Below are 15,963 nucleotides of genomic sequence, written 5' to 3' on the forward strand. Positions count from 1 at the left end.
AAAGGGGAGAGGGTTGTGTTGTCAGCTGGTGCTTCTCAGTACTCGGCGGTCGCCCAGAATCCGTCCTGGGTCGCCTGATACAGGCGGCCTGCCGGTGTCGCGACGGTCCCCAGGAAACGAAGATCCTGCTCCGCATTCCATTCTGAGACCGCTGATGTCGGCTTCAGCGACACGATCGCGTGATCGACGGTGACGGTGATATCGCCGGTGTCAGCAGTACGTAGACCGAGCACCGATCGTGCACCCTCACGGCCGGCCGAGACCACAGCCGCGTTCTCGATGATCCGGACTCCGGCCTCACGAGCCTGATGCAGCATTTCGTTGCGCATCAGATCACTGATCTCGGGCCCGATCGTTGCATCATCGACGAGGGTGGTCTCGGTCCCCGCCTCGGCCAGAGCCAACGCGGCATTGAGACCGGCCTCGGTTCCTCCGATGACGACTGCCGACCCGGCGAATGCCGCGACGTCAAGGAGAACGTCATGCGAGGTCGGGCGGTCACCGAGCAGCTCGACCAGATGTGCCGGCGGCTGCCAGAGCGCACCCGAGGCCACCATGATCTGATCGGCGGCGAAATCGTTGAGCATCTCCGCACGCACGCGCGTACCCACGCGGATCTCGACCTTCAACCGGTCCAGCTCGCGCTTCCACCAGTTGAGCAGCGAGGTCATCTCCTGCCGATGGAACCTGGGGAGCAACGAGTGGCGGAGCTGACCGCCGATCTCGGGTTCGGCCTCGACCAGCACGACGTCGTGCCCGCGGATCGCCGCCGACCGCGCTGCCTCCATGCCGGCCGGCCCTGCCCCAATGACAACGATGCGCTGAGACACCGGCGCCGGCCGCATAGTGCCCCGAAACTCATAGCCCAGTTCAGGATTCACGACGCACTGCATACGCTTCTGCTTGGCGATGAACTCACGGGCGCACTCCGCGCACGCAATGCACGGTCGGACGTCGTCGGCCCGGCCCGCACGGTTCTTGGCGACCGTGTCGGGGTCGGCGAGTTGGCTGCGCCCCATGCCGACGAGATCGATCGCACCGGACGCGACGAACTCGGCTGCTTTCGGAAGGTCCATTCCGAGGCGGCTGATTCCGATGACCGGCTTGCCGGTCGCCTCACGTACCGCGGTGGCCAGCGGCACGAGGACGCCGGGCTCAACACCGGCGGGCACGTAGATCCATTGGCGCGCTTCGTACGTGCCTGCGGAGACATTGAAGACGTCGATTCCGTCCTCGGCCAGCCAGCGTGCCAGCTGCAGGTTGTCCTCGATCGATGCGCCGCCGGGGACCCGCTCGTCGGCACTGAACCGGCAGATGAGGGGATAGTCCGGTCCGACGACCTCACGCACCCTGCGCACGACCCGCCGCAGGAATCTCGCCCGGTTCTCGAGACTTCCGCCGTACTCGTCGTCTCGATGGTTTGTCTGTGGGGAGAAGAACTGGGTGAGCAGGTAGCCGTGCACCGCGTGGACCTCGATCACATCGATCCCGGCGTTCACCGCACGCAAGGCGGCCGCGGCGAACTTCTCGACCATGTCATCGATTTCCGAGACAAGCATCGGCCTGGGCTGATCGCCGATCGCCGTCGACGTGACATCCGAGGCCGACAGCGGGGCGGGCTCGTCGGTTGCGATCCCGGCCTTGACCAACCTCGCACGGGCATCGCTTTGGCGGCCGGCATGGTAGAGCTGGACGCCGATCTTGGCACCTTCACGATGCAGCGCGTTTGCCAGATCATTGAGTCCGGGAATGAACCGATCCTCGTCGATCCGGATCGGCATCCCCGACCCTCGGCCGGTTGCCCAATCGATGCAGGTGTTCTCGACCATGATCAGCCCGGCGCCACCGCGGGCGCGTCGGACCATGTACGCCATGTGCCGGTCGGAGACCTCACCCTCGGAGGTGGCGTACCAGCTGTACATCGACGTTTGCACCAACCGGTTCTTGAGGGTCAAGTTCCGGATGGAGAAGGGCTCGAAGAGCGGTTCTAGCTTGGTGGGAGTCATCGTCGTTGCCTCGCTCAGAACGCGGCGTCGAAGCCGCCGAACACGTGACGGACCGACCACGCGCCGTCGTCGTTCACGAGATCGAACCTGTAGAAGCCGGTCGTGACCAAACGAGCCACGCCGTCGGCAACTGCCGTCAGCACCAGGTAGCAGTTGACGGTCGCGGTCGATTCCGTCTGTGAGACGAAGATCGGATTCAGGATTGTGTGACGCCGTTGTTCCTGCTGGGCTGCCATGTGTCCCTTGAGCCATTCGATGATCGCCTCGCGCCCCTCATAGGGTCCGACGTCCACCGATCCCGCCACCGATCCGTCGAAGACCGCGTCCGCGGTGAATGTGCGCTCCAACGAATCGAGGTCGCGTTCGTCGTAGCTCCATCCGTAGCGATTGACGACATCGAGGATCACGAGCCGATCGGACACCTCACGGTCGGACAACCCGGACGCTGAAGTACCCACATCGATGAAGCCGTTCCGCCGACCCCACGCCGGGGTGTCAACCGCCTGTGTCATTTCGTCATCACCTTTCTGAGTGGAGATCGTGTAAACCGGCACGTGCCGGGGCCTGCGAGTCTCGAAGTCTGATCCGTCTCCGCGTTGGCAGTCCCATGACCTCGGCGTTTCCCACCTGGTAGCCGGTCTGTGGTGTGGTGCATATGATGCTGCCACCTGTTACTGAGATCACTCTTGCTCGTCGCGGCACTGGTGTTGACCACCGCGGCACCAGTCATCGTCGGTGGCGACAGCGAGCAGCGGCCGGCACATATCGCAGTCGTTTCCAATCGGGCCTGCGTCCGGTAACGTCATAAGGTCAAGCGTTGAATGATTCCGCCGGGATCTCTCACCGATCGACAGGAGCGCGATGATCGACACCGACGGCAGCCGATTGCCGGGTAGCGACGATCGGGGCTTTGATGTGTTCCGGGACAACCTGTCCCAGGCTTTTGTGCCGGTCGTCGCCGAGGAAGGTGCGGACGGTTTTCGGGGGCGCATCCGGCTCGCAGACCTTGGGTCCATGCGGCTCGCCCATATAGTGGCCGGAGCGCACACCGTTCATCGCACCACGAAGATCATCCGACGCGGTGATCCCGATTTCTACAAGCTCAGTCTGCAGAGCTCAGGTCGTTCACTGCTGAGGCAAGCCGATCGCGATTCGATCCTCACGGCCGGCGACATGGCGCTTTACGACACGAATCAGCCCTACGACCTGCGCCTGGACGGACCGTTCGAGATGATCGTTCTGTTCTTCCCGCGAAACCTTCTGAATCTCCCGGAGCGGTCGATGAAGGCGATCACCGGCCGACGAATCTCCGGGGATAACAGTCTGCCGCGACTCATCACTCCGTTCATGACCGGACTGACCGAACGCATGGACCAACACGCGCCAGAGACCAACCGACTTCTCGGCGATGCCTTGTTGGACATGCTCGCCGCAGCGACTGCTGACGAGCTCGGCATCGACGACGAGACGTCGTCAGGCTCCCGGCAGCCGACGATGCTGCGGGAGGTCAAGGACTACATCGAGGAGAATCTTGGCGATCTGATGCTGGATCCAACGAGCATCGCTGCGGCGCACCATATTTCGCCGCGATACCTGCGCAAGCTGTTCGAGGCGGAGGGCGAGAGCGCATCTCGATGGATTCGCAAGCGCAGGCTTGAGGGGTGCCGACGAGATCTCGGCACGCAAGACCTCGCGCACCTGTCGGTCAGCCGAATAGCGAGCCGATGGGGATTCACCGACGCTGCCCACTTCTCGCGGCTGTTCCGTTCGACGTATGGCCAATCCCCTCGCGAGTTCCGGCAGCACACCCATTCGGCTTCGTCACGGTCGCCCGTCGACGAAGCCGTCTGAGCTCGATGAGCGGCCCAGATCAGCCCCCGGCATCGATGCACTCACCGTGCCCGGGTTACGCCTGCGGTCGCGACCTCCCGAGCCGTCGAGGCAGCACCATCACCGCGAACACCCCAACCCAGACGGCGATGATCGCGACCATCAGCCCGAGGCCGTAGTTGCGATCGAGCACCGTCGGATTGTCGGGGTACTGACCCGCCGGGCGGGGCAAGATGACCGGGAGTGCAAGCAGCAGTAGGATGTTGGTGTACGCCAAGGCGAGCAGCACCGGTTTCCACCAGTCCGGGGGCAGTACGCGACGGACCAGCCAGGCCACACCGAGGGCGACCGGCGCGAGGATCGCGTCGTGGGCGATCAGACCGAGGGCGAGCCAGAGCACGATCGAGACCTGATCGCTGCGCGAGAAGTCCCAGATCAGGGCCACACCGTTTGCTATCGCGAGCACACCGACGATGATCAGCAGCACCCGAATCACCCGCGTCGTCATCAGAGCATCTCGATCCGTGACAGCCACTTCGTCTGCATCACGCCCGGGAGGTTCGGGGCGATCAGCCGGCACGGGTAGCCGTGGTCGACATCGAGTTCGGCGCCGTTGAGCCGCAACGCGATCAGCGTCGACGGATTGCGCACCTGCGCGATCGGGATGTCGGCGGTCCCGTAGAGGCCGCGATCCAGCGATACCATTCGGACGTCGGTGTCGCCGCCGTGTCCGGCCATCGCGGCGAGATCCGCCAGCCGCACGCCGGTCCATTCGGCCTCCACGCTCCAGCCCTCCACGCACGCGATCGGCAGGCGCACCGTGTGCTGCGGCATCGCCCTCAGCTGATCGAGGGTCAGCACGTGCTCGCCACCGGGCCCGGTGAGAAGCAGCCGATGGTCCGGGCTCTGCGCCGCGGCCACGATGCCGGCCTGTGCGGCGGTCCGGTTGATCGGCAACGCCTGCGGTCCCTCGCCACTGCGGGGCGCGAGGACCGCGAGCCTGCGCAGCGGTGTGACGGTCTGGCCCGCGAAGGCGACCGCGCCGATCCCCGCGGCCACCCATGCGCTGCGGAGCACGGTGCGGCGAGTGAGCAGGCTGCCGAGGCCGTCGCGTTCCTCTGCCGGCTCGGTCATGTCGCCGGCCCCGTCGTCCTCGCCCACGTCCTCGTCGTCGACCGCGTCGTCGTCGCCCGAATCCTCCGGTGCGGCAGGCGGTGTAACGTCGGTCCGCTCGGCATCGACAGGCGACTCCAGGGCGTCGCGGATGATCGGCAGTTTCACCGCGATGTGAATGAGCAGCGCCCCGATCGCCACGTAGGCCATCGCGTAGTGCGCGGAGGGGAAGAAGAAGCGCCAGGGATACCACTGGGCGATGTTCATCAGCCCGGTGACCAGCTGGAAGATCGCCGACGACACCAGAACCGCGATCGACATCCGCTCGATCGCGCGCACCGGGGAACCGATGAGTGGGCGCTCGAACAGTTTCGGATAGACGATCCCGAGCTTGACCAACAGCAGCGGGATGGCCGTGACCCCCGAGATCACGTGCAGGCCCTGCGTCACCCGGTACAGCCAGGCCGGTCGGCTGATCCACGCGAACCAGTCCGGCGGGTGCTGGATCCAGTGACTGAGCAGTCCGGTGACGAAGCAGACCACGAAACACGTTGCCAGCGCGAGTCCCACCCGCGTGGTGACCCGGCGGTCCCGGAGCGGCTCGGCGGCTGCCGACGTCGTGGTGATCCGATCGATGCTCACGACGCACCCCGCAAAACCGGCCCGTGCCCCTGCGATCGGATCAGCTCGACCACCTGACGGCCCGACTCCTCCCAGACGCCCGCCACCGACATCCCGAGCCGATGCGCGATGTCCTCGGCACCCAGGATGCCCAGCCGCGCCCAGCGAAACCACGGTCCGACGATCGCGCCGGCCTCCAACCGGATCACCTCGACCGCGACATGTTCGACGTCGGGATCGAGTTCGACGAGGACCGAACCGGTCGTCGAAACGATTTCGGCGGCCCGCCGCAGCACACGAGTGGGGTCGCCCGCGATCCCGACATTGCCGTCGATCAGCAGCGCCCGATGCCACCTCCCCTCCCCGGGAAGACCATCGAAGATGCTGCGGCACAACGCAACAGCTCCGCGCTCACGGGCCAGTCGCACCGCGACCCGCGAGTGGTCGACGCCGAGTGCGGCCACTCCGACCGCCGCGAGAGCCGTCACGAACCGGCCGGGACCGCAGCCGAGGTCGATCGTCGGGCCGGCGCACCGTGCGACGACGGCGTCGTCGAACCTGCCATCCGCGCTGTCGGGCGCGCTGCCGAACCACCGCGCGACCGGAAGTGGGCCACGTGCACCGTCGTTGCGCCGGCATGACCACGACCCACCGCGCAGCGCCGGGTCGAATACCGGCACCGGACCGGCCGCCTCAGTGTGCCCCATGTCGGCTCCGATCGGTCGAGAATCCCAGTTGCGCTGCTGTTCTGGCGAATTCGCTGTCCGCGGGACACTGAACCGCGACCCGGTCGACGTCGGTGGGCACGTCGACGTCGTCGAGCAGGTTCGCACGACGCACCCGCAGCCCCTCCCCGCGTAGCGCCCGCTCCGTCAGAGCGCCCGTGTCCGGCCTCGACATCGGCACACTCGGCAGCACCGATGCGCCTCGCCCGTCGCGGAGCCCCAGCGCCCACCACCCGCCGTCTCCCGCGGGCGCGAGTATCGCGTCGGTGTCGTCACGATCGAGGTCCTCGACCATCTCGGCGAGCTGCCCGGCGGTCACCTGCGGTGTGTCCATGCCGATCTGGACCACCCGGTGCGCCCCCAGGCCGACGGCGTCGCGATGGGCATTCGCCAATCGCTCGCCGAACCCGTTTCCGCGCTGCCCGATGACCGCACACCCGGCGAACGCCACCGCGAGTTCCTCGGTACGGACCGCGTCGCCAAGGTGGCCGCGGCAGGCGACCACGACCCGGGCCCCGGGGACCGCACCTGCGATGCGCACGGTGTCGAGGAGCGCAGCGGCGGCCAGCTCGGCGGCCCCGTGTGGCCCGTACCGCGGGATGAGACGTGTCTTGGCTTCTCCCGGCACCGGGGACTTCGCGACCACCAGCACCGCCGTCGTCATGACAGGGCCGCCAGGAAGTCACGGCCGGCGCGCACCGAGCCCCTCAACGAGCCGGAGACCTTGGACGTGCCCGCGGTCCGGGGCCGGTAGATCACATCGCACTCGTCGACGCGGAGTCCGGCCCGCCCGGCCCGCACCAGCACCTCCACGGGATATCCGGACCGGCGATCGCCGACGTCGAGTCCCAGCAGCACCTCGCGCCGAATCGCACGCATCGGGCCGATGTCGTGTACCCCCATGCCGTACATCCGGCGCAAACGCCAGGCGACGAACAACGATCCGAGACGGGCGTGCATCGGCCACGCGCTCGAGGGTTGCGGGATTCGGCGCCCGACGGCGAGATCGGCCCCGGCGGCGAGGCGCTCAAGCAATCGCGGTAGCTCCTCGGGCGACAATGAGCCGTCGCCGTCGATGGTGCAGAGCACCGGTCTTCTCGCAGCCACCACACCGGCGTGCACCGCCGATCCGTAACCCGGTCGGCGCTCGGTCACCACAGTGGCGCCGCAATCGCGTGCCACCCGCCCGGTGCCGTCATCCGAGCCGTTGTCGACCACAAGGGGCTCCATCCCGGCAGGAATCCGTGCGAGCAGATCCGGGAGGGAACCCGCCTCATTGCGGCAGGGAATGATCACCGACACGTCGTCGGGCTCGACCCTGGTCCGATCGGCGCCGGTGCGCTCACCGCTGCTACCCATGACGTTCACGCTAGAACCCCACCGGTCGGGTGGGTAGGCGAAAACGATGACAGAACCGTGACATCGGACCACCGGGGTGCGCTCGAGGCGCCCGGCAACCTAGGTTGGACACGTGAGCGACACCGCGACCCGGTCCGTCCCCGGCACCGGATTCCTCGACGACGAGTCGGCGCGCCGGATCACGTGGCGCCGCGATGCCGTCTGCGTGACGCTGGGCGCCGCGCTCGTCGCGACAGCGGTCATCCTGCCACTGGCCGTGGGTGATTCGCTGCGCGGGGTCATCTTCGCCGAGGCCGCACCGCTGTTCGGGAAGTGGCTGCCGCATCATGGCCCGGGCACCGTGCCCGCGGTACTCATCGCCGTCGCGGCCATCGCAGCGCTGCCGGCACTGGCCAGGCGGCTGCCGTGGCATCGACTGCAGCTCTTGGTGTTCGGAACGGCAACGGCATGGACGTTCGCGCTCGCCCTGGTCGACGGCTGGAAACGGGGTTTCGCCGGCCGACTCGTGCGTCCCGACGAATACCTATCCGTGGTCGGGGGCGTGCACGATATCCCCGAGATGCTGCGCACGTTCGCTGATCGCATCGTCGACGGCCGGCCGGAGTCGTGGACGACGCATGTATCCGGGCACCCGCCCGGATCACTGCTCACCTTTGTGTGGCTCGACCGGCTGGGGCTGGGCGGCGGGGCCTGGGCTGGGGTCTGGTGCGTGCTCATCGGGTGCAGCGCCACGGTCGCGGTGATGGTCACCCTGCGCCGGGTCGGGGCCGAGGACTGGGCACGTCGATGTGCGCCCTTCCTGGCGCTGTTTCCCGGACTGGTCTGGGTGGGTGTGTCCGCCGACGGCTATTACATGGGTGTCGCAGCCTGGGGCGTTGCGCTCCTCGCGGTGTCAGCGACCGCATCCGGGCTGTGGGGTGGTGTCGCCGGAGTCGCGAGTGGCCTGGTCCTGGGGTTCTCGATCTTCCTCAGCTACGGGATGGTGCTGATGGGGATCGCCGCGGTGGCAGTACTGATCGGCACCCGCACCGCGCGTCCCCTGCTCTTCGGCGTGCCGGCGGCACTGGCCGTGGTCGGCGTCTTCGCCGCATTCGGCTTCTGGTGGCTGGACGGCTATCACCTCGTCGTCGAGCGCTACTACCAGGGCATCGCCTCCCGGCGGCCGTTCTCGTATTGGGGTTGGGCCAACCTCGCCGCCACGACCTGCGCGCTCGGCCCGGCCGTGCTCGCCGGGCTCGGGCGGATGTGGCGACCGCGGATCTGGACGCAACCGGCAGCGCTCTTGGCGATGTCGGGTGTACTGATGATCCTTGCCGCAGACCTGAGCGCGCTGAGCAAGGCTGAGACCGAACGCATCTGGTTGCCGTTCAGCATCTGGGTCATGGTGTGCACGGCCGCGCTCCCGGTCCGGCACCAGCGGTTCTGGCTGTGCGCGCAGGCGGCGCTGGCGCTGACGATCAATCACTTGCTGTTGACGTACTGGTGAGATGGGAGTGGGCTGAGGCCATGCACATCCTGGTCGCGGACGACGATCCGGTGGTCACCGACGTGGTGCGGCGCTACCTCGAGCGCGACGGTATGCAGGTCGTCGTCGTGGGGTCCGGGGCTGCTGCCCTCGACGAACTCGACCGCAATCACGTCGACCTCGCGATCCTGGATGTGATGATGCCCGAGGGCAACGGGATCGACGTGTGCCGACGCATCCGCGCGGGCCGCCACGGCAACCTGCCGGTCATCATGCTGACGGCGCTCGGCGAAGCCGAGGACCGGGTACTGGGCCTCGAGTCCGGTGCAGACGACTATGTGGCGAAACCCTTCAGCCCACGCGAACTGAGCCTGCGTGTGCAGTCGGTGCTACGCCGCTCGTCGGCCGCGGCGGCAGAACCCGCCGGCGGTTCGGTCACCGACGGCGACGTCACCGCGGACCTCGCCGCCCGCGAGGTCGTGGTGGGCGGCCGGGCGGTGTCGACCACCAAGCGGGAGTTCGATCTTCTCGTCTTCTTCCTGCGGCATCCCGACACCGTGTTCGCCCGCGACGAGTTGCTGGAGCGGGTGTGGGGTTGGAAGTTCGGCGATCTGTCCACGGTCACCGTGCACGTCAAACGACTACGCGCCAAGCTCGGCGAATCGTCACGCATCGAGACCGTGTGGGGACGCGGCTATCGCTGGACGAGCCGCGGTGACACACCGTGAACTCCGAGACCGCGCGCATCCTTCTGCTGGCGCTGGCCTGGACGGCGCCGGTGGTACTGGCAGGTGGGCTGCTGCTGGTCTGGATGCGCCGCGCGTCGCTGCTGTTCAGCATGGTGGTGATGGTGCTCATCCCCCTCGCCGCCACCTTCGTCGGTGTGTTCGGCGTCAGCGGGCTGATGTTCACCGGCGACATCTGGCGGACCGGCGCGGTTCTGGCCGCCGTCGCCCTGGTCACCATCCCGGCCGCGCTCTGGCTCGGACGGTTCCAGGCCCGCCGCACCGTCTGGGAACGTCATATGCGTGAGCAGGAACGCGCTGCCGAGCAGTCGCGGCGGGAACTGATCGCCTGGGTCAGCCACGACCTGCGTACTCCCCTCGCCGACATCAAGGCACTCGCCGAGGCGCTCGGCGACCGGGTGGTCACCGACCCGGAAGAAGTGGCGTCGTTCGCGACGCAGATCGACCGTCAGACCGTGCGGCTGGCCCGTATGGTCGACGACCTGTTCGAGATGGCGCGGATCAACGCGGGAGCGTTGACGCTGGACATGGAGACCATCGACGTCCGCGAGGTCATCGACGAGGTGGCCGGGGCGACGAGCACCCTCGCCGAGCGGGCAGAGGTGTCACTGCACGTGGCGTGCCCGGCCGAACCGGTTCCGGTCCTCGGCAGCGCGTCGGCACTGTCCCGGATCCTGACGAACCTCGTCGTCAACGCCATCACGCACACCCCACCTGGCGGGCAGATCGACATCGCACTCGGACAATCCGACCGTGACGCGTGGATCCGGGTCGACGACACCGGCGTCGGGATCCCCGAGAGCGACCTGGAACGGATCTTCGAGACGTCGTATCGCGGCAGCACATCCCGCACCCCCACCGGCAACGACGGTGTGCCCGCCGGGGCAGGCCTCGGTCTGGCGATCGCGCAGGGCTTGGTCGACGCCCACTCGGGATCGATCGTCGCGTCGAACACCGACTCCGGCAGCCGGTTCGAGGTGACACTGCCGCTCGTCGGTACACCGGCGTGACGGCTTCCCTCCCTACGTGGTCAACCCCGACGGCGCGCGCAGCGGCTCCGACGCGAATCGCACGATCCCGTCGGCCGGCGCGACCTCGGCGGTAAAGCCGATGCGGTCGCGCGCCAGCCTCGGATCGGCGACGACATGCCGCACATCCCCGGCCCGGAAGTCGCCGGTGATCACCGGGGCCGGCCCGCGAGCCGCCTCGGCGAGCAGCCGGGCGACTGTGCCGATGCTGATCGGTGTCCCCGAGCACACGTTGAGCGCGGTGAATCCGGGGAGGCGCTCGATCGCCTCGATCGCCCGCAGATTCGCCAGCGCGACATCGTCGACATGCACGAAATCGCGCATCTGCTCGCCGTCCTCGAACACGAGCGGCGCGAGACCCGCCGCCAGACGTGACCGGAAGATCGACGCCACGCCGGCGTACGGGGTGTCGCGTGGCATCCGTGGTCCGTAGACGTTGTGATAGCGCAGCGCGATCACCGAACCACCGGTCTGGTGCGTCCAGGCCCGCGCGTAATGCTCCTGGGCGCATTTACTCGCCGCATACGACGTGCTCGGCGCGAACGGGGTGTCCTCCCCCGTGAGCCCCCACTGCAGCGGCCGCCCGTCGACGACGTGCTCGAATCGTCCCGCCGCCAGGTCATCCGGGCGACGCGCCGGGACATGTTCGACCAGGTCACCGTCGACGTCGCGGTACCGACCCTGCCCGTAGACCACCATCGACGACGCCAGCACCAACCGGGTCCGCCCCGTCTCGAACATCGCCGCCAGCAACTGCGCTGTGCCCCAATCGTTCTCCCGCGCATAGCGAGGGGCGTCGGCGGCGTTCACCCCGGCCCCCACCATCGCCGCCTGATGGCACACGACGTCGACGTCCGCCATGACCTCGATCATGCATTGCCGGTCGGCGACGTCAATCCGTTGCACCCCCGGCGGTGGCTGCGCGTTCATCGGATGGGCCGCCGGGATGAGCGCGTCCACGCCGGTCACCATATGACCGGCGTCTCGCAGAACCTCGGTGATCCGGGACCCGATGAAACCCGCCGCGCCGGTGACCAGGACGCGGCTCATGCCTGCACACCCGGTTTCACATCGGCCGAGGAGAACAACGGCTCCACATCATGTTCGGCTGCCGCACAACTACATTCGTCGTCGGGATCGATGGTCTCGATCGCCCCGCGGATCACGTCGACGAGTCGGGGTAGGTTGCGCGCGAACTCGGCGAAGACCTGCGCGGTGGTCACCCCCTCCCCCTCCTCGACACCCGCATCCAAATCTGTCACGAGACACACTGTGCCATAACACATCTTGAGCTCCCGGGCGAGTACGGCCTCGGGCTGGCCGGTCATGTTGACCAGCGTGCCTCCCTCGCGCGCATACCGCAGACTCTCCGCTCGCGTCGAGAATCGCGGCCCCTCGATGACGACCAGAGTTCCCGAGCCGACGATATCCCCGGACGCCCCCGACAGCGCGTCGCGCAGTTGCCCGCAGTACGGGTCGGCGAACTGCACGTGGATCGGCCCGGTCGGCGACCAGCGGGGGCCGAGCAGTTCGGGACGGTCGAAGAAGGTCTGATCTCGTCGGGTCGTCCGGTCGACAAGCTGATCGGGCACCGCGATCACCCCCGGACCGTGATCCGGACGCAGCCCGCCGACCGCACACGCCCCGATCACCCGGCGGACCCCGAGAGACCGCAACGCCCACAGGTTCGCCCGATACGGCACACGGTGCGGCAGGTATTCGTGGTGGGTGCCATGCCGGGGCAGGAACACCACCCGCCGGCCGCCCACCTTCGCCACCCGCAGCGGTGCGGACGGCTCCCCGAACGGGGTCTCGACCCGGACGTCGGCGACGTCCTCGTCGTCGGCGAAGAACCGATATAGACCGGTGCCGCCGATGATCCCGATGGCGGCGCTCGTATCCAAGGTGTTGGTATCCGGAGTGGCGACAGACATGGTCCAATCCTGCGCTGGTTGCGTCAGACTCGTCGGTGATTGTCGCGATCGGTCAGGGTTTCGTCATCACCGACCGCGACGTGTCGTTCAGTCCAGTCCGACGAGCCGGTCGATGTCACGCGAGCGCCCGGTCACCAGGATGATGTCGTCGTGGGTCAGCTCGGTCTCGGCCGTCGCGTAGGTGAACGTCTTGCCGGCGTACTTCACCCCGACCACGGTGATGCCGTATTTGGAGCGCAGTTTCGTCTCCCCGAGCGGCATCCCCACGACCTGACGCGGGGGCGTGATCTTGGCCATGGCGAAGTCCTCGTCAACCTGCATGTAGTCGAGGATGCGCCCCGACACCAAATGCGCCACGCGTTCACCGGCTTCCAGCTCGGGGTAGACGACGTGGTTGGCGCCGACCCGGTCCAGTATCCGGCCGTGGTGCGCGCTGATGGCCTTGGCCCAGATATCGTCGACCTCCAGTTCGACCAGCAGCGACGTGGTCAGGATGCTGGCCTCGATGTCGGTGCCCACCGCGACCACCGCACGGTAGAACTCGTCCACACCGAGATCGCGGAGTGCGTCGATGTCCGTGGTGTCGGCGGCGACGACCTTGGTGAGATGTCCGGACAGGCTCTGCACACGCTTGGGCGACTCGTCGATCGCCAGCACCTCGATCCCACGGCGGGTCAGCTCCAGCGCGACCGCCGTCCCGAACCGCCCCAGTCCGATGACCACGACCGGTTCCTTCTCCCACTCAGCCAACGGTGATCCTTTCCATGGGGCGCTCGAAACGGCGTTCCCGTTGCCTCAGCGCCAGCGCGGACGCGAGCGTGAGCGGGCCGAGACGACCGAGGTACATCAACACGATTATCAGCCACTTCCCCGCCTCGGGGAGGGCTGCGGTGATGCCGGTGGACATCCCGACGGTGCTCAGCGCGGACAGCGACTCGAACAGGACCGCATCGAGGTCGAAATCGGTCATGAACAGCAGCGCGAACGTCGCGGTGGTCGCGGCCAGCGCACCGAGCAGGGCGACGGCCAGCGCCTGGCGCTGATTGTCGGCCGGGATCTGGCGGTGTCCGACGTCGACGTGGGCGTCGCCGCGCATCTCGGCCCAGAGCACGTAGGCGAGCAGTCCGACCGTCGTCACCTTGATGCCGCCGGCGACGCTGGCGCTGCCGCCACCGATGAACATCAGCACATCGGTGACGAGGAGACCTTCGTGGGTCATCGCTCCGGTATCGATCACGTTGAAGCCCGCGGTGCGCGGTGTCATCGACGAGAAAAACGCGGCCAGGAGTCGGGTGTTGGTCGACATCGGACCAAGGGTCGCGGGATTGTGGCGTTCGGCCAGCGCGATCAGCAGGGTGCCGGCGATCAACAGCACCAGCGTGACCCAGACGGTGATGCGGGTCGTCACCGACCAGGTCCGCGGGTGACGCCAGGCCCGCACCAGCTCGAAGATGACGGGGAAGCCGAGTCCCCCGACGATCACCGCGGCCGAGATCGCCAGCACGATCGTCGAGTCGCCGACATAGCGCATGAGGCTGTCGGCGTTGAGCGAGAACCCGGCGTTGCAGAACGCCGAGATCGCATGGAACACGGCGTCGTAGAGGGCACCACCGACCGACATGTGATACGCGGTGACCAGCCGCACGACCAGGATCGCGGCGACGACCGCCTCCGACCCCAGGGTGAAGATGATGACGTTGCGCACCACCCGGCCGATATCGCTCGCCGTCACGGCCTGCACCTGCGCCTGCGCGACCATCCTCGCCCGCAGCCCGAGCTGCCGCGACACCAGCACCACCGTCAGCGACGCCAGCGTCATGATCCCGAGGCCGCCGACCTGGATCAGCGCGAGGATCACCACCTGCCCGAATGTCGACCAATAGCTGCCGGTGTCCACTGTGATGAGCCCGGTGACACAGACCGCCGAGGTCGAGGTGAAGACCGCGTCGAGCAGACTCGCCCGCTGACCAGACGCCGTCGCGAACGGCAGGGACAACAGCACCGCGCCGATCGCGATGGTCAGCAGGAACGCAGCCGCGATCACGCGCCCGGGGCTGCGGAATCCGCTCCCACCGGCGGCCATCACATCGTCGCCTCACGGCGGGCGGGGCATGCGCCGCGGCGGGTGTCAGGGTTGCTGGCCACGGGGAGAATCTACGCCATCGGCCGGTTCCCGACGACGCCGCCGCGGCTGTGAACAGCGCGAAAACAGCGGGACGAGCGACCGTGCTGAGGCTATCGTCGGTCCATGGACCAGTCCGCGTTCTACAGGGTCGTCGCGGCCACCAACTTCACCCTGTTGGGTCTGTGGTGGGTCGCGATCAAGGACCGCGAGGACCTCGGCGGACCGTCCGGCGCCGGACGGTACATGGCGTATCTGGTCTCCCTGCAGTTCACGATCCCGGCAGCCGTGTCGCTGGTCGCACAGGTGGCCCCCGAGATCCCCGCCGTGTGGCGGATCGGGTTCACCGCGGCCGGCGTGCTCGGCGCGATCGGGATCGCCCTGCTCGCCCGACAATTCGCCCTGCGCACCGACGCGACGGTGCTGCCGTGGGTTTTCGGGCTCCTCGGCGTGCCGCTGTACCTCGGCGTCGTCGTCGTCGCGGTCTGGCCCGGGTTCGCCGACGCATTCAACCTCGCCCTCACCCCGATCGAAGTCGAGGCGCTGCTGCTCAGCCTGATCGTCGTGCTGGGTGTGCAGGAGGCGTGGTTCGTGACGATGACACCGCGCCGCGAGACGACACCGTCGTCACCCCCGGAGCCGGACTCATGAGTTTCACTGGTCGAGGAAATCCTCGATGTGGGTGAGGAACTCTCCCCACGCCGACGACGAGCGCGTCGACGTCTATCTACCCGACACGGGGTGTACGCCGTGGCAGCAATTCGCCTGTGGCCAAACGCGGACCCGGTTATCGTTGGTGCTCGCGGGTCCCGCCGAAGGCCGGGGCCGCGTCGTCGGCTGACGTATCCCGCAGCCGCCGGCGGCGCTCGAGGACACGGATCGCCAGCTGCGCCCACGCGATGTTCTCGCGCTCGTAGGCGATGCCCCGCGTCAGCGTGAGGTACGGTCCCACGCGTTCGGCGGTGTCGAAGAACTCGTCCTCGTCGCGGCCGCGGAGGATGCGGACACGCAATC

At 67.7% G+C, this 15,963-nt stretch carries 16 protein-coding genes and 1 pseudogene; 5 read left to right on the top strand and 12 right to left on the bottom strand.

All coding sequences use genetic code 11. The features are described 5' to 3' along the window. Positions 1 to 35 precede the first annotated feature (35 nt). Together GORHZ_RS16055 and GORHZ_RS16060 are read right to left on the bottom strand one after the other, a co-directional pair. Positions 36 to 2,006, bottom strand: coding sequence for an oxidoreductase (locus GORHZ_RS16055; protein WP_006334647.1), 1,971 nt, complete (start codon positions 2,004 to 2,006; stop codon positions 36 to 38). 14 nt (positions 2,007 to 2,020) lie between these two features. Further along, on the bottom strand, positions 2,021 to 2,518 hold the full coding sequence (locus GORHZ_RS16060) for a nuclear transport factor 2 family protein (protein ID WP_006334648.1): 498 nt from the start codon (positions 2,516 to 2,518) through the stop codon (positions 2,021 to 2,023). A gap of 349 nt (positions 2,519 to 2,867) precedes the next feature. Here GORHZ_RS16060 and GORHZ_RS16065 point away from each other — a divergent pair, with 349 nt between their 5' ends. Next, entirely contained in the window at positions 2,868 to 3,857 is a 990-nt protein-coding gene (locus tag GORHZ_RS16065) for an AraC-like ligand-binding domain-containing protein (RefSeq protein ID WP_006334649.1), read from the top strand. A 55-nt stretch (positions 3,858 to 3,912) separates the two neighbouring features. Here GORHZ_RS16065 and GORHZ_RS16070 read toward each other — a convergent pair whose 3' ends face one another. Genes GORHZ_RS16070 through GORHZ_RS16090 form a run of 5 tightly spaced genes read right to left on the bottom strand, consistent with a single transcriptional unit; the run spans position 3,913 to position 7,654 of the window. Beyond that, entirely contained in the window at positions 3,913 to 4,344 is a 432-nt protein-coding gene (locus GORHZ_RS16070; RefSeq protein WP_006334650.1) for a hypothetical protein, read from the bottom strand. After that, entirely contained in the window at positions 4,344 to 5,591 is a 1,248-nt protein-coding gene (locus tag GORHZ_RS16075) for a molybdopterin-dependent oxidoreductase (RefSeq protein WP_006334651.1), read from the bottom strand. Before GORHZ_RS16075 ends, GORHZ_RS16070 begins: the two co-directional genes overlap by 1 nt. Next, positions 5,588 to 6,277, bottom strand: a complete 690-nt coding sequence (locus GORHZ_RS16080; protein WP_006334652.1) for a hypothetical protein — start codon at positions 6,275 to 6,277, stop codon at positions 5,588 to 5,590. The genes GORHZ_RS16075 and GORHZ_RS16080 overlap by 4 nt, the downstream gene beginning before the upstream one ends. Further along, positions 6,264 to 6,959 carry a TIGR04282 family arsenosugar biosynthesis glycosyltransferase gene (locus tag GORHZ_RS16085; protein ID WP_006334653.1) on the bottom strand — a complete coding sequence of 232 codons (696 nt, stop codon included), beginning with the start codon at positions 6,957 to 6,959 and terminating at the stop codon, positions 6,264 to 6,266. Before GORHZ_RS16085 ends, GORHZ_RS16080 begins: the two co-directional genes overlap by 14 nt. Continuing rightward, positions 6,956 to 7,654 (bottom strand): glycosyltransferase family 2 protein, encoded by a 699-nt coding sequence (locus tag GORHZ_RS16090; RefSeq protein WP_006334654.1) that lies wholly within the window; start codon positions 7,652 to 7,654, stop codon positions 6,956 to 6,958. The genes GORHZ_RS16085 and GORHZ_RS16090 overlap by 4 nt, the downstream gene beginning before the upstream one ends. A 112-nt stretch (positions 7,655 to 7,766) precedes the next feature. On the opposite strand from GORHZ_RS16090, the gene GORHZ_RS16095 reads away from it, so the two are divergent. From GORHZ_RS16095 to GORHZ_RS16105, 3 genes are read left to right on the top strand one after another with little or no spacing between them, the layout of a single operon-like run. After that, positions 7,767 to 9,140 (top strand): hypothetical protein, encoded by a 1,374-nt coding sequence (locus tag GORHZ_RS16095; protein WP_006334656.1) that lies wholly within the window; start codon positions 7,767 to 7,769, stop codon positions 9,138 to 9,140. A 20-nt stretch (positions 9,141 to 9,160) separates the two neighbouring features. Then, positions 9,161 to 9,847: a response regulator transcription factor gene (locus GORHZ_RS16100; protein ID WP_006334658.1), complete on the top strand. Its 687-nt coding sequence runs from the start codon at positions 9,161 to 9,163 to the stop codon at positions 9,845 to 9,847. Continuing rightward, complete coding sequence (locus GORHZ_RS16105) at positions 9,844 to 10,875, top strand: sensor histidine kinase (RefSeq protein WP_006334659.1); 1,032 nt, start codon at positions 9,844 to 9,846, stop codon at positions 10,873 to 10,875. Before GORHZ_RS16100 ends, GORHZ_RS16105 begins: the two co-directional genes overlap by 4 nt. Positions 10,876 to 10,887: 12 nt before the next feature. Here GORHZ_RS16105 and GORHZ_RS16110 read toward each other — a convergent pair whose 3' ends face one another. From GORHZ_RS16110 to GORHZ_RS16125, 4 genes are all read right to left on the bottom strand, one after another. After that, the gene (locus GORHZ_RS16110) at positions 10,888 to 11,943 is read right to left on the bottom strand and encodes an NAD-dependent epimerase/dehydratase family protein (protein WP_006334660.1); all 1,056 of its coding nucleotides are present in this window, start codon (positions 11,941 to 11,943) and stop codon (positions 10,888 to 10,890) included. Further along, entirely contained in the window at positions 11,940 to 12,827 is an 888-nt protein-coding gene (locus tag GORHZ_RS16115) for an S-methyl-5'-thioadenosine phosphorylase (protein ID WP_006334661.1), read from the bottom strand. Before GORHZ_RS16115 ends, GORHZ_RS16110 begins: the two co-directional genes overlap by 4 nt. 87 nt (positions 12,828 to 12,914) lie before the next feature. Continuing rightward, entirely contained in the window at positions 12,915 to 13,577 is a 663-nt protein-coding gene (locus GORHZ_RS16120) for a potassium channel family protein (protein WP_006334662.1), read from the bottom strand. Continuing rightward, positions 13,570 to 14,910, bottom strand: a complete 1,341-nt coding sequence (locus GORHZ_RS16125) for a TrkH family potassium uptake protein (protein WP_040532264.1) — start codon at positions 14,908 to 14,910, stop codon at positions 13,570 to 13,572. Before GORHZ_RS16125 ends, GORHZ_RS16120 begins: the two co-directional genes overlap by 8 nt. Positions 14,911 to 15,075: 165 nt before the next feature. Here GORHZ_RS16125 and GORHZ_RS16130 point away from each other — a divergent pair, with 165 nt between their 5' ends. Beyond that, positions 15,076 to 15,600: a hypothetical protein gene (locus GORHZ_RS16130; RefSeq protein WP_006334665.1), complete on the top strand. Its 525-nt coding sequence runs from the start codon at positions 15,076 to 15,078 to the stop codon at positions 15,598 to 15,600. A gap of 136 nt (positions 15,601 to 15,736) precedes the next feature. Here the strand turns inward: GORHZ_RS16130 and GORHZ_RS16135 are convergent. Then, positions 15,737 to 15,963: pseudogene (locus tag GORHZ_RS16135) on the bottom strand (hypothetical protein); the annotation flags it as partial.

Source organism: Gordonia rhizosphera NBRC 16068 (assembly GCF_000298195.1).
Classification (GTDB): Bacteria; Actinomycetota; Actinomycetes; order Mycobacteriales; family Mycobacteriaceae; genus Gordonia; species Gordonia rhizosphera.

Bases quoted from the DNA above. Each gene is read 5' to 3' on its own strand.
- GORHZ_RS16080 (WP_006334652.1), bottom strand. From the start codon at position 6,277: ATGGGGCACACTGAGGCGGCCGGTCCGGTGCCGGTATTCGACCCGGCG.
- GORHZ_RS16130 (WP_006334665.1), top strand. From the start codon at position 15,076: ATGGACCAGTCCGCGTTCTACAGGGTCGTCGCGGCCACCAACTTCACC.
- GORHZ_RS16090 (WP_006334654.1), bottom strand. From the start codon at position 7,654: ATGGGTAGCAGCGGTGAGCGCACCGGCGCCGATCGGACCAGGGTCGAG.
- GORHZ_RS16125 (WP_040532264.1), bottom strand. From the start codon at position 14,910: ATGGCCGCCGGTGGGAGCGGATTCCGCAGCCCCGGGCGCGTGATCGCG.
- GORHZ_RS16085 (WP_006334653.1), bottom strand. From the start codon at position 6,959: ATGACGACGGCGGTGCTGGTGGTCGCGAAGTCCCCGGTGCCGGGAGAA.
- GORHZ_RS16100 (WP_006334658.1), top strand. From the start codon at position 9,161: ATGCACATCCTGGTCGCGGACGACGATCCGGTGGTCACCGACGTGGTG.
- GORHZ_RS16065 (WP_006334649.1), top strand. From the start codon at position 2,868: ATGATCGACACCGACGGCAGCCGATTGCCGGGTAGCGACGATCGGGGC.
- GORHZ_RS16070 (WP_006334650.1), bottom strand. From the start codon at position 4,344: ATGACGACGCGGGTGATTCGGGTGCTGCTGATCATCGTCGGTGTGCTC.
- GORHZ_RS16060 (WP_006334648.1), bottom strand. From the start codon at position 2,518: ATGACACAGGCGGTTGACACCCCGGCGTGGGGTCGGCGGAACGGCTTC.
- GORHZ_RS16110 (WP_006334660.1), bottom strand. From the start codon at position 11,943: ATGAGCCGCGTCCTGGTCACCGGCGCGGCGGGTTTCATCGGGTCCCGG.
- GORHZ_RS16115 (WP_006334661.1), bottom strand. From the start codon at position 12,827: ATGTCTGTCGCCACTCCGGATACCAACACCTTGGATACGAGCGCCGCC.
- GORHZ_RS16055 (WP_006334647.1), bottom strand. From the start codon at position 2,006: ATGACTCCCACCAAGCTAGAACCGCTCTTCGAGCCCTTCTCCATCCGG.